This is a genomic window from Cupriavidus sp. MEYA8, from assembly GCF_059278825.1.
This window is the reverse complement of record NZ_CM181221.1, coordinates 2,157,887-2,175,152: the sequence shown is the minus strand read 5'-3', so window position 1 is coordinate 2,175,152 and position 17,266 is coordinate 2,157,887. Positions and strand designations below refer to the sequence as shown.

The window sequence follows — 17,266 nt, the reverse complement described above, 5'->3', positions numbered from 1 at the left end:
GATCAGGTGCGGGCAGGCTTGGCGTTGGCGTTGTTGGCCGCGCTGGCGCCGTCGGTCCCATTGGTGGCGGGCAGGCTGACGGCGCGGCCGCCGTTGTTGGCGGTGATGATCTGGGCGATCAGCTGGTCGGCGTCCTGCGCCACCTTGTCATAGACGTCGGTCTGCATCGGCCTGGCCGGCGCGGCGTTGGCCATGGCGGCGCCTTCCTCGCGGCGCACGTCGACCTTCACCGTCATCGACAGGCCCACGCGCAGCGGGTGGTCCTTGAGCTGCTGCGGATCCAGCGCGATACGCACCGGCAGGCGCTGCACCACCTTGATCCAGTTGCCGGTGGCGTTCTGTGCCGGCAGCAGCGAGAAGGCGGAACCGGTACCGGCCGAGAAGCCCGCGACCTTGCCCTTGTACTCGACCTTGGAGCCGTACACGTCAGCCTCCAGCGTCACCGGCTGGCCGATGCGCATATGGGTGATCTGCACTTCCTTGAAGTTGGCGTCGACCCAGACCTGGTCCAGCGGCACCACCGCCATCAGCGGCGCGCCCGCGGCCACGCGCTGGCCCACCTGCACCGAGCGCTTGGCCACGTAGCCGGTCACCGGCGCCGGCATGGTCGAGCGCGCGAACGACAGGTAGGCCGAGCGCAGGTTGGCGGCGGCGCGCTGCACGTTAGGGTGCTTTTCCACGGTGGTCTGGTCGGTCAGCACCTTGTTCGAGGCCAGCTGCTCGCGCGCTGCCAGCAGCGCCGATTCGGCGGCCTTGACCGCCGCCTGCGCGTGCGAGATTTCTTCATTGGAGACCGCGCCCGAGCCGGCGATGGCCTGGCGGCGGCGCAGGTCTTCGCGCGCCTTGGCGACATCGGCCTCGCGCAGCGCCACATTGGCGGCGAGCGAGCCGTTGTTGACGTACAGCGTGCGCACCTCGCGCACGGCCTGCGCCAGCTGCGCCTCGGCCTGTTCCAGCGACACCTGGGTATCGGCGCGGTCCAGCTGGATCAGCGGCTGGCCGGCGGTGACGAGTTGCGTGTCGTCGGCGGCGATCGACACCACCGTACCGGCGACCAGCGGGGTCACCTGCACCACGTTGCCGGCGACGTAGGCATCGTCGGTGGTTTCGAAATGGCGGGCGTACATGCCCCAGTACACGCCGTAGCCGATGCCGGCGACAACGATCGCCGCGGTCAGCGACAGCAGCATGCGCTTGCGCTGGCCGTTGCCGTTGGGGGCCGGGGCTTGCTGGGGATTGCTGGTGCCGGCCGCTTGCTGGTTGTTGCTCATGATGTTCTCTGGTGAATCCTGTCTGCAATCACCGGGTGCGCGGATCAGCCGCGGGCGCCCGCCTGGGTCTTGTCCTGTTGCTGCGCCGTGCCGGCCTGGCTGTGGCCGGCGTGGCTCTCTTCGCCTTCGGCAGGTTCCTGGTAGCCGCCGCCGAGGGCCTTCATCAGGCCCATCTGCAAGTCGAGGCGGCGTGCCTGCAGGTCGGTCGCGAGCCGGCGCTGCTGCAGCACGTTGCTTTCCGCGTTCAGCACGGTCAGCTGCGTGCCCAGGCCCGCCTTGTAGCGCGTGGTCGCCAGTACGTAGGCGTGCTCGGCCAGGTCCAGTGCTTCGCGCTGGCTCTCGATCTGCTTGTCGACGCTGCGGATGCTGGTCATGGTGTCGGCGGTTTCGCGCAGCGCATCGACCAGCGCCTGGTTGTAGTTGGCCACGGCGATGTCATAGCCGGCATACTTGCCCTTCAGGTTGGCGCGCAGCCTGCCGCCCTCGAAGATCGGCAGACGGATGGTCGGGCCGATGCCGAAGGTGCGGCTGATGCCCATCAGCAGATTGGACGGGTCCAGCGCGGCCAGGCCGGCGAACGCTGTCAGGCTGACGTCGGGCAGGAATTCCTTCTTGGCGACATTGATGTCCTTGGATGCCGCTTCGACGCGCCAGCGCGCCGCCACCAGGTCGGGACGGCGGCCAAGCAGGCCGATGGTCAGGTCGTCGGGCAGGGTGGGTGTGGACTGGGCCAGCAGCACCGGCGGCTGGATCTGCAAGCCGCGGTCCGGGCCCTTGCCCAGCAGCGCGGCGAGCTGGTTGCGGGCCAGCGCGATCTCTTCGTCGACGCGCTGCAGGTCGGTCTGCGACGCGGCCACGGTGCCGCGTGCCTGCGTGGTCTCGACCTGCGTGTCCAGGCCGGCGGCCAGCCGCTGGCGCGACAGCTCGGTCAGGTCGCGGCGCTGCGCGATGGCGCGCTCGGCGACGTCGCGCTGGGCATACAGCGCGGCCAGGCGGGCGTAGTTGCGCGCGATCGAGGTCGCCAGGATCAGGCGCGAGGCCTGGCTTTCCGCCTCGGCGGCACGGTCGTCCGACAGCGCGGCTTCGAGCGCGTCGCGGTTCTTGCCCCAGAAGTCGAAGTCATAGGAGAGGCCGACCTGCAGCCGCGACTGGTTCTGCCACGAGCCGGCCAGCGGCGTGCCTTCGAACAGATCCTTCTCGGAGAAGCGCTGGCGGATCAGGCTGCCTTCGAACTCCACGTGCGGATATAGCGCGCTGCGGGTGGCATCGGCCATGGCGCGCGAAGCTTCCACACGCGCAAACGCAGCCTGCAGGCTGGGGTTGTCCTTGACCGCTTCATCAACCAGCGCGCTCAGCTGCGGGTCCTTGAACTGGTCTACCCAGTCCTGCGTGGGCCACTGGCCGTGTTCGCCGGGCAGGGTTTGCGAGCTGGCCATCGCGGCCGGCTCGGCCATGGTCTGCGTGCTGTGCGAATTGCCGAGCGCGGCGCAGCCGGCCAGCACCGCCGCGGCCACGGCGGTCACTGCCAGCATGCCCGCGCGGCGTGCCAGCTGGTGCGGGCGTGCCGACAGGGGGGCTTGTGAAGAGAGTGCTTGTTTCATGGTGTCGCTCCGTGTGCGGAGCCATGCTTTGTGACGGGTGGTGCGGTGTGGTCCGGCGTGCCGGACGGTCTGCCTTGCCGGGTTCCGGCCGGCATGCCGCTAGCCGCTGTTGTTATCGATGACCCGGCGCAGCATGGTCTTCAGCAACTGGAGTTCGTCGGCGGAAAACCCCCTGAAGTGCTGGGAAAGTACTTTGCAGAAGATGGTCGGCAGCAGGTCTGCCAGGGCCTGGCCCTGTTCGGTCAGCAACAGGTCGACAACGCGGCGGTCGTCGTCGCGGCGCTGGCGTTCGACCAGGCCGCGTTTTTCCATGCGGCTCAGCAGACGCGTAACCGAGCCCATGTCGGTGTTCAGTTCGCGCCCCAGGTCTGTGACGGTAGCGGCACGCCCGGTGGCAATCATGATCAGGCAGCTGGCCTGCGCATGCGTGATGTCCAGGCTGCTGACCTCCTGCTCGACGCTATGTGCCAGCGTGTTCTTCGCGCGTTGCAGCAGATAGCCGACGCTGTCGCACATCTGGTACTTGGCGGGATCGAACAGTGTGGTATCTGCTGCCGACGGTCCGGAGGTAGGGTCCTTTGACATCTTTGCCTTTGCAATCTTTGCTGAGGCAAATATATGTTCATGTTTAAGGATGCGCAAGAACGGAAATTCGTTATTTCGTTTTGTGAAATAATATTTGCTAAGGGAGTGACGGTTGAGTCAACGCATCTTGCGCCGCAACATGCTAGAATGTTGGGTTACCTCAGATTCTCCGACCCTCCTTGCGAGGGCCGCTCTTAGCGAGACGCAGCAATGACCCGCGCCATCCGAAACATCGCCATCATCGCCCACGTCGATCATGGCAAGACCACCCTGGTCGACCAGCTCCTGCGCCAGGCAGGCACCTTCCGCGACAACCAGCAAGTCGCCGAGCGGGTGATGGACTCGAACGACCTGGAAAAGGAACGCGGGATCACGATTCTCGCGAAGAACTGTGCCGTCGAATACAACGGCACCCATATCAACATCGTCGACACCCCGGGCCACGCCGACTTCGGCGGTGAAGTGGAGCGCGTGCTGTCGATGGTCGACGGCGTGCTCCTGCTGGTCGACGCGGTCGAGGGCCCGATGCCCCAGACCCGCTTCGTCACGCGCAAGGCGCTGGCGCTGGGCCTGAAGCCGATCGTGGTGGTCAACAAGATCGACCGTCCGGGCGCGCGCCCGGACTGGGTCATCAACCAGACCTTCGACCTGTTCGACAAGCTGGGTGCGACCGATGAGCAGCTCGACTTCCCGGTGATCTACGCATCGGGCCTGAACGGCTTTGCCGGCCTCACCGAAGACGTGCGCGACGGCGACATGAAGCCGCTGTTCGAGACCGTGCTGGACAAGGTGCCGGTGCGTGACGACGACCGGGACGGCCCCCTGCAGCTGCAGATCATTTCGCTGGACTACTCCAGCTACGTCGGCAAGATCGGCGTGGGCCGCATCTCGCGTGGCCGCGCCCGTCCGCTGCAGGACGTGGTGGTCAAGTTCGGCCCGGAAGGCAACCCGATCAAGGGCCGCATCAACCAGGTGCTGAAGTTCCAGGGCCTGGAGCGCGAGATCGTGCCCGAGGCCGAAGCCGGCGACATCGTGCTGATCAACGGCATCGAAGAACTGGGCATCGGCTGCACCGTGTGTGCGCCGGACGCCCAGGACGCGCTGCCGATGCTGAAGGTGGACGAGCCGACGCTGACCATGAACTTCTGCGTCAACACTTCGCCGCTGGCAGGCCGTGAAGGCAAGTTCGTGACCAGCCGCCAGCTGCGCGAGCGCCTTGACCGCGAACTGAAGTCGAACGTGGCGCTGCGCGTGGCCGATACCGGCGACGACACCGTCTTCGAAGTGTCGGGCCGCGGCGAACTGCACCTGACCATCCTGCTGGAAAACATGCGCCGCGAAGGCTACGAGCTGGCCGTGTCGCGTCCGCGCGTGGTGTTCAAGGAAATCGACGGCGTCAAGCACGAGCCGTACGAACTGCTGACCGTGGACGTCGAAGACAGCCACCAGGGCGGCGTGATGGAAGAGCTGGGCCGCCGCAAGGGCGAACTGCTCGACATGGCGTCGGACGGCAAGGGCCGTACCCGCCTGGAATACCGCATCCCGGCCCGCGGCCTGATCGGCTTCCAGGGCGAGTTCCTGACGCTGACGCGCGGCACCGGCCTGATCAGCCATATCTTCGACGACTACGCGCCGGTGCGCGAAGGCGGCCTGGGCGAGCGCCACAACGGCGTGCTGATCTCGCAGGACGACGGCGATGCGGTGGCCTACGCGCTGTGGAAGCTGCAGGACCGTGGCCGCATGTTCGTCAAGCCGGGCGATGCGCTGTACGAAGGCATGATCATCGGCATCCACAGCCGCGACAACGACCTGGTGGTCAACCCGATCAAGGGCAAGCAGCTGACCAACGTGCGCGCTTCGGGTACCGATGAAGCCGTGCGCCTGGTGCCGCCGATCCAGATGTCGCTCGAGTACGCGGTGGAATTCATCGCCGACGACGAACTGGTCGAGCTCACGCCGAAGAGCATCCGCCTGCGCAAGCGCCACCTGAAGGAGCATGAGCGCAAGCGTGCCGCACGCGAAGGCGCATAAGCGCTTTCGGTGTCAAAAAAACCGCGCTTTCGAGCGCGGTTTTTTTATTCCCGCCGCGTCACCAGATGCATCTGGCTCCTACGTTCCCGGAAGCACCTCCGTGGCAGACGCACGCGGGCTGCGCCATTCCGGCGGCTTCCACAGGTAGCGCAAATCCCGGTCGCGCCACGCATCCACGAACATGTCGCGCCATTCGTGGAAGGTCAGCGTCAGCGGATTGTGCGTGCGCACCTGCCGCGTGATGCCGTACACCGGCGCCTCCCGCTCGGGGACGAAGGTGCCGAAGAGCCTGTCCCATACCGTCAGCACGCCGGCGTAGTTGCGGTCGATGTACCGCGGGTTCCTGGCGTGATGCACGCGATGGACCGAAGGCGTATTGAACACCGATTCGATCCACGGCCGGCGCCGCCCCAGCCGCGTATGGACGAAGAACTGGAATGCCAGATTCAGGCCCACGGCCAGGATCACCCAGTCCGGCGTGAAGCCGATATACGCCAGCGGAATCCAGAACAGCCACATCCCGGACAGCGGATATGTCAGGCTCTGCCGGAACGCCGTCGAGAAATTCATGCCTTCCGACGAGTGATGCGTCACGTGCGACGCCCATAGCCAGCGCACGCGATGGCTGGCGCGGTGGAACCAGTAGTACAGGAAGTCCTGCAACAGCAGCAACAGCGCGAACGACCACGCCGTCTCCGGGACTGCATGCAATCCATGCCGGTAACACCAGCTATACACCGTCCGGATCATCAGCCAGAGGAAGAAGGCGTCCGAGGCCTGGTGCATTAGCGCGAGCGTCGCATTGGAGACGGTATTGCGCAGGCTGTACACCGACCGGTCGCGGCGTGCCCAGTACCAGGCCTCGCCGGCAATGGCCAACAGGAAGACCGGCGCAAACGCCAGCAGCACGAGTTCGGGATCGAGCGATTCGGTGGTCATCCCGCAAGTGTGCACATTTCATGCGGAATTGCTACGAGGAGTTCCTCCAAACATGCGCGATGACGCGGGTGAGCCGCATCGGGCGTATCCCCGCATTGCTGTACTGATGCGCAGTTGTGTCGCGCATTGGAAGGCAAGTAATCCGGGTTAAGGAACCGTTGTGCGCGCCGTAGATGAGCAGGGGGGCGGCATGCCACGTCCCCTGGTTTCGCAAACGCCTTCGCCCCGCATTTTTCGCCCTTCTAACCCCGGAGCTTCAATGTTCAAGAACACCACCATCGGAGCCAGATTGTGGTTCCTGACCATCGTTACCAACTTGTTGCTTCTGATTGTCGGTGCCGTCGGTTGGCTCGGCATGTCGCGCAGCAACGATGCCACGCGCCAGATCTATTCGCAGCAGCTGTCGGCAGCGGTGCATCTTGCCGAGGCGCGCTCGAACCAGCTGCTGGTGCGGGTGCTGCTCGACCAGGCCACCTTTGCCACGGACCCCGCCGACGCCAAGGCCCGCGCCGCGACCGCCGAGGGTTTTGCGCGCGATTCCGAGAAAGCATGGAAGGCCTACCTTGCGCTGCAGCGCCCGGCTCATGAGGAGAGAATGGTCGATGATGTCACCGCCAAGCGCGACGCACTGTTCAAGCAAGGTGTGGCACCCATGATCGCCGCGTTGCACGCGGCCGATCGCGATGCCGTGATGAAGTACGTGCTCGAGGAAATCCCCAGGCTCGACATCGCCTTCACCGCGGCCAATGCCGAACTCAACAAGCTGCAGCTGGCCAGCGCGAGGGAGGTCTACGAAGCGTCGCAGCACCGTTATCGCAACCTGTTCACGCTGTCGGTCATGGCACTGGTGCTCGGGCTGGCGTTCAGTACCGTGGTGGCGTGGCGCCTGCGCGGTTCGATCGTGCAGCCCCTCGATGTCGCCATCGCGCGCTTCGACAGGATCGCCGGCGGCGACCTGAGTGTCCAGGCAGCGGACGGCGGTGGCGTGCAGGCCGATGAGTCGGCGCGCAACGAAACCGCGCGCATGCTCGGCATGCTGGGCCGCATGCAATACAGCCTGGTGGCGATGGTGGGTGAAGTGCGCGGTGGTGCCGACGCCATTGCCTCGGCCAGCAAGCAGATCGCCAGCGGCAACGCCGACCTGTCGCAGCGTACCGAGCAACAGGCCGCATCGCTGGAAGAAACCGCATCGAGCATGGAAGAGCTGACCAGTACCGTGCGCCAGAATGCCGACAGCGCGCGTGAGGCGCGCACGCTGGCCACCGACGCCAGCGCGCTGGCAGAGCGGGGCAGCGAGGCGGTGTCGCGCGTGGTCGATACCATGCGTTCGATCGACGGCAGTTCGAGCAAGATCGTGGACATCATCGACGTGATCGAGAAGATCGCGTTCCAGACCAATATCCTCGCGCTCAATGCCGCCGTCGAAGCGGCGCGCGCCGGCGAGCACGGCCGCGGCTTCGCGGTGGTCGCGGGCGACGTGCGCGACCTGGCGCAGCGCTGCGCCGGCGCATCGAAGGAAATCCGCACGCTGATCGGCGCTTCGGTGGCGAACGTGCGCGAAGGAACGGGACTGGTCGACGATGCCGGCCGCGCCATGGAGGACATCGTCCACGCCGTGCGGCGCGTGAGCGGCATCATCGGCGATATCAGCGCGGCGTCGGACGAACAGTCGCACGGCATCGAGCAGGTCAACGTGGCGGTGTCGCAGATGGACAGCATGACCCAGCAGAACGCGGCGCTGGTCGAGCAGGCCGCCGCCGCGGCCGCTTCGCTGGAAGACCAGGCGCAGCGCCTGACGGCGCTGGTGGCGACGTTCAGGCTGGCCTGAACGCGGCCGCCGGCGGCGCACGCGCATGGCCCTTGCATGCGCCGCAAGCCGCCCACGGGGTACGCCTGCCGGTGCGACTGGCGTAAAATCGCCAGTTGCATTGGAGGAGCAAGACATGACTGAATTCGTCACGACCGAAGTCCACGGTGGCATCGGATACCTGACGCTGAATCGTCCGCAGGCGCTCAACGCACTGTCGCTGGACATGATCCGCGCCATGACCCAGGCGCTGCAGGCGTGGGCTTCGGCGCCCGAAGTGGTGGCGGTGGTGGTTGCCGGTGCCGGCGGCAAGGCATTCTGCGCTGGCGGCGATATCCGCTACTTCCACAAGGCGGCGCATGAAGGCGATCCGCTGCTCGACCAGTTCTTTGTCGAGGAATACGCGCTCAATTTCCTGATCCACCGCTACGCCAAGCCTTATATCGCGCTGATGGACGGCGTGGTGATGGGTGGCGGCATGGGTATTTCGCAAGGGGCCCGGCTGCGCCTGGTCACCGAGCGCACCAGGATGGCCATGCCCGAGACCAATATCGGCCTGTTCCCCGATGTCGGCGGCGGCTGGTTCCTGGCACGCACGCCGGGCCATATCGGCGAATACCTGGGGCTGACCGGCACCGCGATCAGCGCGGCCGATGCGCTGTACGCAGGCCTGGCCGATGCCTACCTGCCGGGCAACCGGCTGGCCGAGCTGGTCGCTTCGCTGCGCGCGCAGCAGTTTGCCAGCGGCGAGGCCGTCGTCGCGCATATCGATGGCTTCACCGCACCGCACCGCGCAGACTGCCTGCCTGCGCAAAGCACGCTGGCTGGCCTGTCCGCACAGATCGACGCATTGTTCTCCGGCAATACCGCGCAGGACATCCTGGCGGCCGTCAGCGATGCGCCGGGCGACTGGGCCGCGCAGACCGCTGCCATGCTGCGCAGCCGCTCGCCGCTGATGCTGTGCGTGTCGCTGGAGCAGATCCGGCGCGCGCGCGGCATGTCGCTCGAAGATGAGCTGCGCATGGAACTTGACATGATGTACTACGTGTTCCGCAATGGCGACGGCGTCGAAGGCATCCGCGCCCTGGCGATCGACAAGGACCACAAGCCGCGCTGGCAGCATGCCCGGCTGGATGAGGTTGGCCGCGAGACGATCCAGTCGTTCTTCGACAGCCCGTGGCGTACGGAAGACCATCCGCTGGCCGCGCTGGGCAAGGGCGCCTGACCGCCCGTTCACATGGCCGGGCGGCCGTGCGCGCCGCTCGCTTCGCGGCGGACCAGTCGCGACTCGGGTAGAGTGGTGGCTGGACCGGCGCGGCTAGCCATGCCAGCCATGGCGCCCGCACCGTCCGCTTCAAGTGTCCACACAGACAAGGGAGCCGTGATGAGCAATCCTCGTGATGTCGTTGTACTGGTGGGAAGCCTGCGCAAGGAGTCGTATAACCGCAAGCTGGCCAAGGCGCTGATCGCGCAGGCGCCGGCACAACTCAAGCTGGAGATCGTCGAGATCGGCGACCTGCAGCTCTACAACCAGGACCTGGACGACAAGCCGCCGCAGACCTGGGTCGCATTCCGCGACCGTGTGCGTCGCGCCGATGCGGTGCTGTTCGTCACGCCCGAGTACAACCGCTCGGTCCCCGCACCGTTGAAGAACGCCATCGACGTGGGCTCGCGCCCCTATGGCAGCAGCGTCTGGGACGGCAAGCCCGGCGCCATCATCAGTGCCTCGCCGGGTGCCGTCGGCGGGTTTGGCGCAAATCATCACCTGCGGCAGTCGATGGTTTTCCTCAATGTTCCGGTCCTGCAGCAGCCCGAGGCCTATATCAGCGGTGTCGACAAACTGCTCGACGAGCAGGGCGGCATTGCCAACGAATCCACGCGGGGGTTCCTCGACAAGTTCCTGACCGCGTTCGCCACGTGGATCGACAAGACTGCTGCCACACGATGAGCCCCTGGGCCCGGCCGCGTCCGGGCATTACTGATCGTTCATGGTCAGGATCGTCGAGTAGATTCAGATTTCGCCGCGCCGGCTGCGACCTTCGTTGCAGCCTGGTCGTGGCGGCCTGCGTCTCAGGCGAAAGATCTGCCAGGGTGGTAAACTCGTGCGCCTCCCGAAAAGCCGCAATACTGCTGCGGCTGCATTGTGCGACGCCTCCGCCGCACGGGAATCGCCTCCACCGGGCGTTGTTGATATCTGCGAGTAGCATGAGGATTGGTCGCGCCGATCCGTTCCAAGATGACCCATTTTCAAGGTAAACCTGCCGCGGCAAGTCCGCGCCGCGTCTCCGTGGCGCCGATGATGGACTGGACTGACCGCCATTGCCGCACCTTCCATCGCCAGCTCAGCCGCCATACCTGGCTGTACACCGAGATGGTGACCACCGGTGCGCTGCTGCATGGCGACGTGCCGCGCCACCTGGATTTCGATGCGGCCGAGCAGCCTGTCGCGCTGCAACTTGGCGGGAGCGAGCCGGCAGACCTGGCCGCGGCGGCGAAGTTGGGCGAGCAATGGGGCTACAAGGAGATCAACCTGAATTGCGGCTGCCCGTCCGAACGCGTGCAGCGCGGCGCTTTCGGCGCCTGCCTGATGGCGGAGCCCGAACTGGTTGCCGATTGCGTGAAGGCGATGCGCGATGCGGTCAGCATCCCGGTGACGGTAAAGCATCGCATCGGCATCGATACCATCGAGCACTACGATTTCGTGCGGGATTTTGTCGGCATGGTCGCGGAGGCGGGCTGCGACACATTTATCGTCCATGCGCGCAATGCCATCCTGAAAGGCCTGAGTCCAAAGGAAAACCGCGAGATCCCGCCGCTGCGCTATGAAGTGGCATACCAGCTGAAACAGGAATTTCCGCAGCTGGAGATCCTGATCAATGGCGGCATCGCCACCTATGACGAGATGGCTCGGCACCTGCAGCACGTCGATGGCGTGATGATTGGCCGCGAGGCCTACCACCAGCCCTATCTGCTGGCGGAAGTGGACGTACGCTTCTATGGCGACGCCGAGGCGGCAGTGCGATCGCGGCTGGATGTAGAACTATCGATGCAGGGTTACATCGGCGACATGGTCGAGCGCGGCGGGTACATGGGCGCCGCTACTCGGCATATGCTGGGGCTGTACCGCGGCGTTGCGGGAGGACGAGGCTGGCGCCGCGTGCTGTCCGATGCAAAGCGCATGCATGCCGCGCGCACTCGCGCCGATGTGGATGCACTGTTTGCAGAGGCGCGTACACACCTGCGTCCCCTGGCGTCACAGCCGCTGGCGGCATAGGGCGAGTCGCGCTGAGCGATCGAGCACCGGCCTGCTTTTGGGCGCTTGAATCGCTGCTCTAACACCGAATCGCCAAACTGTGCATGCCTCCCGGGAGCGTAGCGCACTCGACACTTGCAATGTCCGATCGCCCCGGAACTGGCGCCCGCAAAGGGATTCCCCTAATTCGCCGAGGCAGGGCACTTTTTTACACTGTGCCTGCCCTCGAATACAGGGCTTTCTTCAACTGATTATTCGGCCCGCTTCGGCGGGCTTTTTTTCGTCGGCGCGTCCGGCGCTCTTCGTTTACCCGAATGGTGCAATCCCCGGATGACAGTTACATTGCAACGGCCTTCAGGGCATTTGAGATCGCTAAAGTTAAGAGTCCGCGCTGCGGACTCTTTTTTTGGCCTTCTGCGGCCTTCTGCGATCGCGCCAGTCGAGCCGGTTTGACCGGACTGCATGAAAAAGAGTTCCATCGGTCATGCCGGCAGCGTTGGATCTATCGCGAAGTACGGCTGATGCCCACGTCCAGCGTTCCGTAGGCCGTAATTCCCGACTCCTGTCCATCGGCTCCGCCGGCCGCACAGCCCCCCAGGGCCGCGACCATCCCCAGCAGCAGCAAGACTCCCGCCAGACGTCCAAGCATCGTTGGCATGCTCCTTCCCCGCAATTCATCCTGAAGATGGTTGGGCCACTGCCAGTGCGCCAGGTTCCAGCGAATCATTGCAATAGCGAACCCCCGATGGGGCGGGCCGCCTGAGGGGAAGATCGAGGGGGGGCAATATCCCTCGGAGCAGAGTATCGCTGTGCGCACGACCGGCAAGAACCCTGCAGAGGTGGGGCTGTGCACGCCAAATCGCCTGTGGATTGGTGACTTACCGCAAAGGCCTCTCGCTGCCGCGCTCCGCGCCCATGTCTGGCGCCCTGGCCTGCGTGCTACGATTCTTCGCATCGCCACGGGCGAACGGACGGCAGCAAGCGTGGACAAAGGGAACGCAAACAACGAAGAGTCATTCGGCGAAGTGTTTGAGGACTTCAGGCTGGTCTGGGTCGCCGAACAACTGCAGGATGGCAAATGGACGGCGCGCTACTGCTGGCACCACGGCACCTCGGCAGCCGCGGCCAGGGCATTGCAGGAGGCCGTCCTCAACGGAAAGTCGCGCCGGTTGCTGGGCCACTTCGACACCGAGGCGGAGACCATTGCTGCAATCAAGGAGGCAGTGCTGCTGGAGGCCAAGTGGCAGCCGCGCAAGGTGTGATGCAAGCCCCCGAAAAAAATTTGTGCGGGATACTAGCCATCTCGGAAAAGTGTTTGTATAATCTTGGTTTTCGTCGATCAGCGCTTCGCTGATGACCTCTACGGTGGCTGTAGCTCAGTTGGTAGAGTCCAGGATTGTGATTCCTGTCGTCGTGGGTTCGAGTCCCATCAGCCACCCCAAAAATTCTTTGCAAAACAGCCGCTTACAAAAGCGGCTGTTTTGCTTTCTGGACATCCATACAGTGGTCTGTTCCCGCCATATTCCCACGGTGGGAATAGCCTTCCAATCTCGCCCCGGTCTCATGTTACTTTTCCGTAACAATGAGGAGAGAACATGGCGGGCGCGAAGGACTGGCAGAAGCTCGAGCACTTGGTCGCGGAAATTCAAGCGCGGTTGGCGCCTGGTGCGAAGGTCACGCACAACGCTAAGTTCCCGGGCTATGAATCGGAGACGCTCCGCCTTGACGCTGCACGGCTCTAGAGTGCCTTGCGTCTGACCATTTTGCTCCGGTCGTAGACCCGCGCTGTAATTGCTGGGTAGGCGTGTAGATCGGGCAGGGTACCGCGCTCGGATTTATGCATCCCTGTGTTGCGGGGTTGTCTCGATGATATTTCGCGGGTCCGGTCAGGCGGTGTACGGCCGCGGTTGGACTGTGGCCGCGACGTAGAGCGGATGCCTTGGACTGCCGTCATGGTTGAGTCCGAGGTGGTAAAGCAGGTTGCCGCGGCCGCACATGCGGACGATTCGCAGCACTTCCGCCGCACGCGCCGGTGCCGCTCTGTGCGATCCCCACGCGCAGATGACCGTCGAGCAGCCATCGATTGCATCCATGACAGCGCCGTCGTTGCGACCCGGCGGATCTCCGAGCGGATCCGGATGACTCAGCAGGCCATCCGGATCCGTCGATCGCAGTGGGAACAGGTTGACGACTTCGAGCCGGCCATACTTGCCGGCCAGCGCGCGCTGCAGGCACCTGGTGATGGTCGGGTCGCTGACGTGGTGGTCGGCCGTCGACGGGTTCAGCATGATGAAGCCGAGCGCTGGGCGGTTGTCGTCCCAGGCGCGCCAGAGGCGGTACCGGTACTGCTCGCAATCCGACAGGATGCATCCGCCCTCACCGTCCAGCGTGGTCTCGGTCAGTCGTTTCATAGCGGTTCCTGGGGGATTTGATCATGCTACGATCCTGAGACATTAGAAGTGGAGGCTGCCATGGAAGATGAGCTTTTTGCCACGGACACGCATGTGGCCCGGATAGCGGTTATGGAGACCGCTCCTGGACGGTTCAGAGGGTATGTGTATATCCGCCGTTTGGAAGAAGAGCCGGATGCAGAAGTGCCACACCAAACCGTGGAGGATTTCCCAACTAGAGATGAGGCGAAGGAAGCTGCGACATACCTGGCCACCAGGACGCTGAAAGAACTCGAGTTTTAAGTCTGTCGCTCGACCCTCCTGAACCCCACCACCCACACCGACGGATCGGGCGTCCCGCGCGCCGGCGCCGGTGATCGGGTCCGGCGAAGAGGGGATCCAGGACCAGTTCCTCCTCGACGTCGCCATCAACCCCGATGGCTGTGGCGATGCACGCCATGAACGATCATCAACGGGACACGATTTCTTACAACTGGGGGAGTCGCCCGTCGGTATTCTTGCGGCAAATTCGCCAACCGCAAACGCAGGTCACCATGAAACCCCCTCTCGTGCTCACCGTAGCTACGGCAGCACTTCTCACCGGCTGTGCTGTCGCTCCCTACGATGACGGCTACTACCACGGCGGATACTCGCGCCCATACTACGGCGGAGGTTACTCTGATTGGAGCGGCGCCAGGTACTACGGCGGTAATCGCAAATGGGATGGTGACTGGAATCGCGGCTGGGACCGGGACGAGAAACGCAGCAGGGGCCGCGATTGGAACGACGGTGACAACCGCAGTTGGAATCGTGGTGGAAATCAAGGCGAAAACCGCGGTGAGAAGCGTGGGTGGAATCGCGGCGATGAGCGAGCGGAGAATCGCGGCTCGGACCGCCGCGCCGAGCGTGGCGAAGACAGAAGCAGTGGCCGCGGCGGCAACCGCGCTGATGACCGTGGAGGAAATCGCGGGGGCGACGGCGGTAGAGGTCGAGGCGGAGATCGTGGCAACGATTGACAGGCCTGGAGCGCACAGAAGGTCGCGGATGTGGAAGCAAATTGCGCCGACTGCTCGCCAAAGGAACGCAAGATGAGGCAATCCAGCTTTCCGTACTTGGTCATGTTTGTTCCTGCTACGTTTGTAAGCGTGCCGGTCTCTGCCGGCTGTCACGCCTGGTTCTCACACGCGCGGCGCTCCGCTCTCGGGGTTTAGTCGTCGCCTTTCTTCAGGCGCTCGAATTCCGCTCGAAGCTCATCCTGTTGCACCATGTCGGGCACGTACCTGACAGGTCTGCGGCGAGGTTCAAGGCTTCCACGGTCGTCGCCTGCTACAGTCCATGACCTGCGCGAAAGTCAGGGCGTCTTCCTGTGACAGTTGCAGGGCAATCTGATACGAGTAAAGGAGTTGAGCAGGTCATTTACGTCCGGATTGCGCATGCGCAGGCCGATGTCGCGCGACTCCTCGTCCGTGAGGGCCGGCACATCCAGAGGTAGCGCTTTGCTTGGCATGGGCCGTCAGCGCAGGGAAAAACGAATGGTGGTGTCGTCCAGCGCAGCCCAAGCACCGACGGCGAGCCACACCTCAAGGGGGTGATCGATGGCCCACGCCGGGAATTGTCCATCCCTCGTTGTGCGGCACGGCACAGCACTGGTTGACTCTGTTGTGTCGCAAACAGATCAGGGCACGTTTCTTAAATGAAACTTAGGCCTAGGCTACCGTGACGATGAGGGTCTGCCAGGCGCACCATTGCATCCGGATTGGACCACCAATCTCCTGCTGTGCCTGATGTTGACCCCAAGCAGGTTGCAAGACGCAGGCCGGCCGTAAGGCCGATTTGACAATCGCCGGGGACACACTGTGAGTTCAACCAAAACCGTGCCTTGCTTACTATGCGCTGCACTCGCGCGACGCTGGCTTGACCGACAAGATCGCCTGCGCGGTAGTCAAATATACCGCTGCGCTGCCTGTGGCGGGAGATTCGCAGTTACTGGCGACGCTCTGGGTGCTATCGAGCAGGGGCGTTGGGATGTTCCTGAATTGAAGGCTGCGGTTCGGCAGAACATTGCTTCGGGCGCCCTGCCGCGCATCGAGGATGTTGAAGGTAGGCCCCGCTTGATCGCGGTCGGCCGCCAGGCATCCTGAACTCCGGCGCATGAATTGCGGTGCTATGAGCCAACGTATGTAGCGAAGCTACGGGCAGGCAAGCAGTGGGCGCCGATCGCTCTGAAGGCGCGTGCCGATTTGCGCGTTCTCTGTGGGTAGGCGAGGGGGCTCCGTTGCCTCGCAAACATTTCTTGCTCACCTCGGGCCGACACGCGTCGATGTCCTGCAGGGCGAGAACAGCGGCGCTGCTACCCATTGGCGGATCCCTCCTTCTGCCGTCGGGTGTATTCGCTGACCTCGCCGCTTGCACAGAATGGAGTGGGCCTTGGCTGCATAGGCCAAGGCCCGTTTGGGCTACCGAAATTCCCCCGTCAAAACAGATATGAGGCCTTGGCTGCATGGGCCCAAGGCTCTTACTACAGGTCCCCCGTCACATCATATGCCGCATCGCACAAGAGCTTCGTTATGAATTGTGATGCAGCGCACAATATTGTCGCGAGTCACTTTATGGCGCTCGTCGATCGCTTGCTCGGCGCGGTAAGCCGACCAGTAGAAGTGGGAATATCGGCCGTGCCATAAAAAGCCATTCTCCGCTGGACTACTGCGAAGAGACGGCCGAGAAGGGAGGAAATTCCGTTCGTGCGTTTTGCGCTGGCGGGTATGCGACCGAGTGCGGTGACCGAGCAGATGGACGAGGGCGATGAGGCTTGCCGTTGAAGCGGATGGGGCGTTCTTTCATCATGCTAGGATTCCTCTGAAACGATGGGAGCGCGCCATGTCGAGCCATGCCTTGGTCGAAGAAGGGGAGTATTTCTGCCACTGCACGGTCTGGAAGTCGAAATCTGGATCCTGGGAGGCATCGGTATTGTTCGAGCGCAGAATCGATCACGCAAACGAGTTTGTCCCAGGCTTGCGACACAAGATCAAAGCCACGTTCAATAGCGAGGAAGAGGCGATGGCTGAAGCAATTGCTTACGCAAAGGCTTGCGTCGAGAACACTAAGACCGGGCTGTAGCCTCATGCGGCCACTCCGAAGCATTTTGATTCCTTCGCCGACCAACTCGCCATCTCAGGCGCGTTGGCGCTTACCAGTGCTGCCGCCTTACACGCGCGGCGTTTCGGCCAGCTTCCTATGCAGGCGAACTGCACTTAGAGAATCGGAATAGACGGCGGCGCTGCGGCATGCTGCGGACGCTGCGCGAGCGGGACGACTTGGTCTTAAAGGGCTACGATGGGATAAGAGCTTTCGGCAATTCGCTCCATGAGACCTCACATCCCTCATTCCCA

Annotated in this window: 14 protein-coding genes and 1 tRNA gene; 10 read left to right on the top strand and 5 right to left on the bottom strand. The window is 63.9% G+C overall.

The genetic code is table 11. From position 1 onward, the window contains the following. Positions 1 to 2: 2 nt before the first annotated feature. The 3 genes from AC5WJ1_RS10060 to AC5WJ1_RS10050 all read right to left on the bottom strand — a co-directional run bounded on the left by AC5WJ1_RS10060 (position 3) and on the right by AC5WJ1_RS10050 (position 3,457). Positions 3 to 1,271: an HlyD family secretion protein gene (locus AC5WJ1_RS10060; RefSeq protein WP_434033646.1), complete on the bottom strand. Its 1,269-nt coding sequence runs from the start codon at positions 1,269 to 1,271 to the stop codon at positions 3 to 5. Between the two features lie 44 nt (positions 1,272 to 1,315). Continuing rightward, on the bottom strand, positions 1,316 to 2,872 hold the full coding sequence (locus AC5WJ1_RS10055; protein ID WP_133096480.1) for an AdeC/AdeK/OprM family multidrug efflux complex outer membrane factor: 1,557 nt from the start codon (positions 2,870 to 2,872) through the stop codon (positions 1,316 to 1,318). Positions 2,873 to 2,971: 99 nt separating this feature from the next. Next, positions 2,972 to 3,457, bottom strand: a complete 486-nt coding sequence (locus AC5WJ1_RS10050) for a MarR family winged helix-turn-helix transcriptional regulator (RefSeq protein ID WP_195427502.1) — start codon at positions 3,455 to 3,457, stop codon at positions 2,972 to 2,974. A gap of 210 nt (positions 3,458 to 3,667) precedes the next feature. Here AC5WJ1_RS10050 and typA point away from each other — a divergent pair, with 210 nt between their 5' ends. Then, positions 3,668 to 5,488: a translational GTPase TypA gene (gene typA / locus AC5WJ1_RS10045; protein ID WP_133096478.1), complete on the top strand. Its 1,821-nt coding sequence runs from the start codon at positions 3,668 to 3,670 to the stop codon at positions 5,486 to 5,488. Positions 5,489 to 5,566: 78 nt separating this feature from the next. Here typA and AC5WJ1_RS10040 read toward each other — a convergent pair whose 3' ends face one another. Beyond that, complete coding sequence (locus AC5WJ1_RS10040; RefSeq protein ID WP_434033647.1) at positions 5,567 to 6,427, bottom strand: sterol desaturase family protein; 861 nt, start codon at positions 6,425 to 6,427, stop codon at positions 5,567 to 5,569. A gap of 259 nt (positions 6,428 to 6,686) precedes the next feature. Between AC5WJ1_RS10040 and AC5WJ1_RS10035 the strand changes: the two genes are divergently transcribed. The 6 genes from AC5WJ1_RS10035 to AC5WJ1_RS10010 all read left to right on the top strand — a co-directional run bounded on the left by AC5WJ1_RS10035 (position 6,687) and on the right by AC5WJ1_RS10010 (position 12,928). After that, positions 6,687 to 8,255, top strand: a complete 1,569-nt coding sequence (locus AC5WJ1_RS10035) for a methyl-accepting chemotaxis protein (protein ID WP_494476060.1) — start codon at positions 6,687 to 6,689, stop codon at positions 8,253 to 8,255. 115 nt (positions 8,256 to 8,370) lie between these two features. Next, a complete protein-coding gene (locus tag AC5WJ1_RS10030; RefSeq protein WP_195427504.1) occupies positions 8,371 to 9,459 on the top strand; it encodes an enoyl-CoA hydratase/isomerase family protein in 1,089 nt (362 codons plus the stop codon). Between the two features lie 159 nt (positions 9,460 to 9,618). After that, positions 9,619 to 10,182 carry an NADPH-dependent FMN reductase gene (locus AC5WJ1_RS10025; protein WP_133096474.1) on the top strand — a complete coding sequence of 188 codons (564 nt, stop codon included), beginning with the start codon at positions 9,619 to 9,621 and terminating at the stop codon, positions 10,180 to 10,182. Between the two features lie 288 nt (positions 10,183 to 10,470). Continuing rightward, positions 10,471 to 11,508: a tRNA dihydrouridine(20/20a) synthase DusA gene (dusA, locus tag AC5WJ1_RS10020; protein ID WP_135705478.1), complete on the top strand. Its 1,038-nt coding sequence runs from the start codon at positions 10,471 to 10,473 to the stop codon at positions 11,506 to 11,508. Positions 11,509 to 12,470: 962 nt separating this feature from the next. Beyond that, a complete protein-coding gene (locus AC5WJ1_RS10015; RefSeq protein WP_135706287.1) occupies positions 12,471 to 12,749 on the top strand; it encodes a hypothetical protein in 279 nt (92 codons plus the stop codon). 103 nt (positions 12,750 to 12,852) lie between these two features. After that, a tRNA-His gene (locus AC5WJ1_RS10010) sits at positions 12,853 to 12,928 on the top strand. Positions 12,929 to 13,373: 445 nt separating this feature from the next. On the opposite strand, the gene AC5WJ1_RS10005 is transcribed toward AC5WJ1_RS10010, so the two are convergent. After that, a complete protein-coding gene (locus AC5WJ1_RS10005) occupies positions 13,374 to 13,898 on the bottom strand; it encodes a DUF1643 domain-containing protein (RefSeq protein WP_135705476.1) in 525 nt (174 codons plus the stop codon). Positions 13,899 to 13,958: 60 nt separating this feature from the next. Here AC5WJ1_RS10005 and AC5WJ1_RS10000 point away from each other — a divergent pair, with 60 nt between their 5' ends. The 3 genes from AC5WJ1_RS10000 to AC5WJ1_RS09990 all read left to right on the top strand — a co-directional run bounded on the left by AC5WJ1_RS10000 (position 13,959) and on the right by AC5WJ1_RS09990 (position 16,994). Further along, the gene (locus AC5WJ1_RS10000) at positions 13,959 to 14,180 is read left to right on the top strand and encodes a hypothetical protein (RefSeq protein WP_133096470.1); all 222 of its coding nucleotides are present in this window, start codon (positions 13,959 to 13,961) and stop codon (positions 14,178 to 14,180) included. Positions 14,181 to 14,600: 420 nt separating this feature from the next. Then, entirely contained in the window at positions 14,601 to 14,969 is a 369-nt protein-coding gene (locus tag AC5WJ1_RS09995; RefSeq protein ID WP_167884590.1) for a hypothetical protein, read from the top strand. Between the two features lie 1,785 nt (positions 14,970 to 16,754). Continuing rightward, positions 16,755 to 16,994, top strand: coding sequence for a hypothetical protein (locus AC5WJ1_RS09990; protein ID WP_133096468.1), 240 nt, complete (start codon positions 16,755 to 16,757; stop codon positions 16,992 to 16,994). The last annotated feature ends 272 nt before the right edge of the window (positions 16,995 to 17,266 follow it).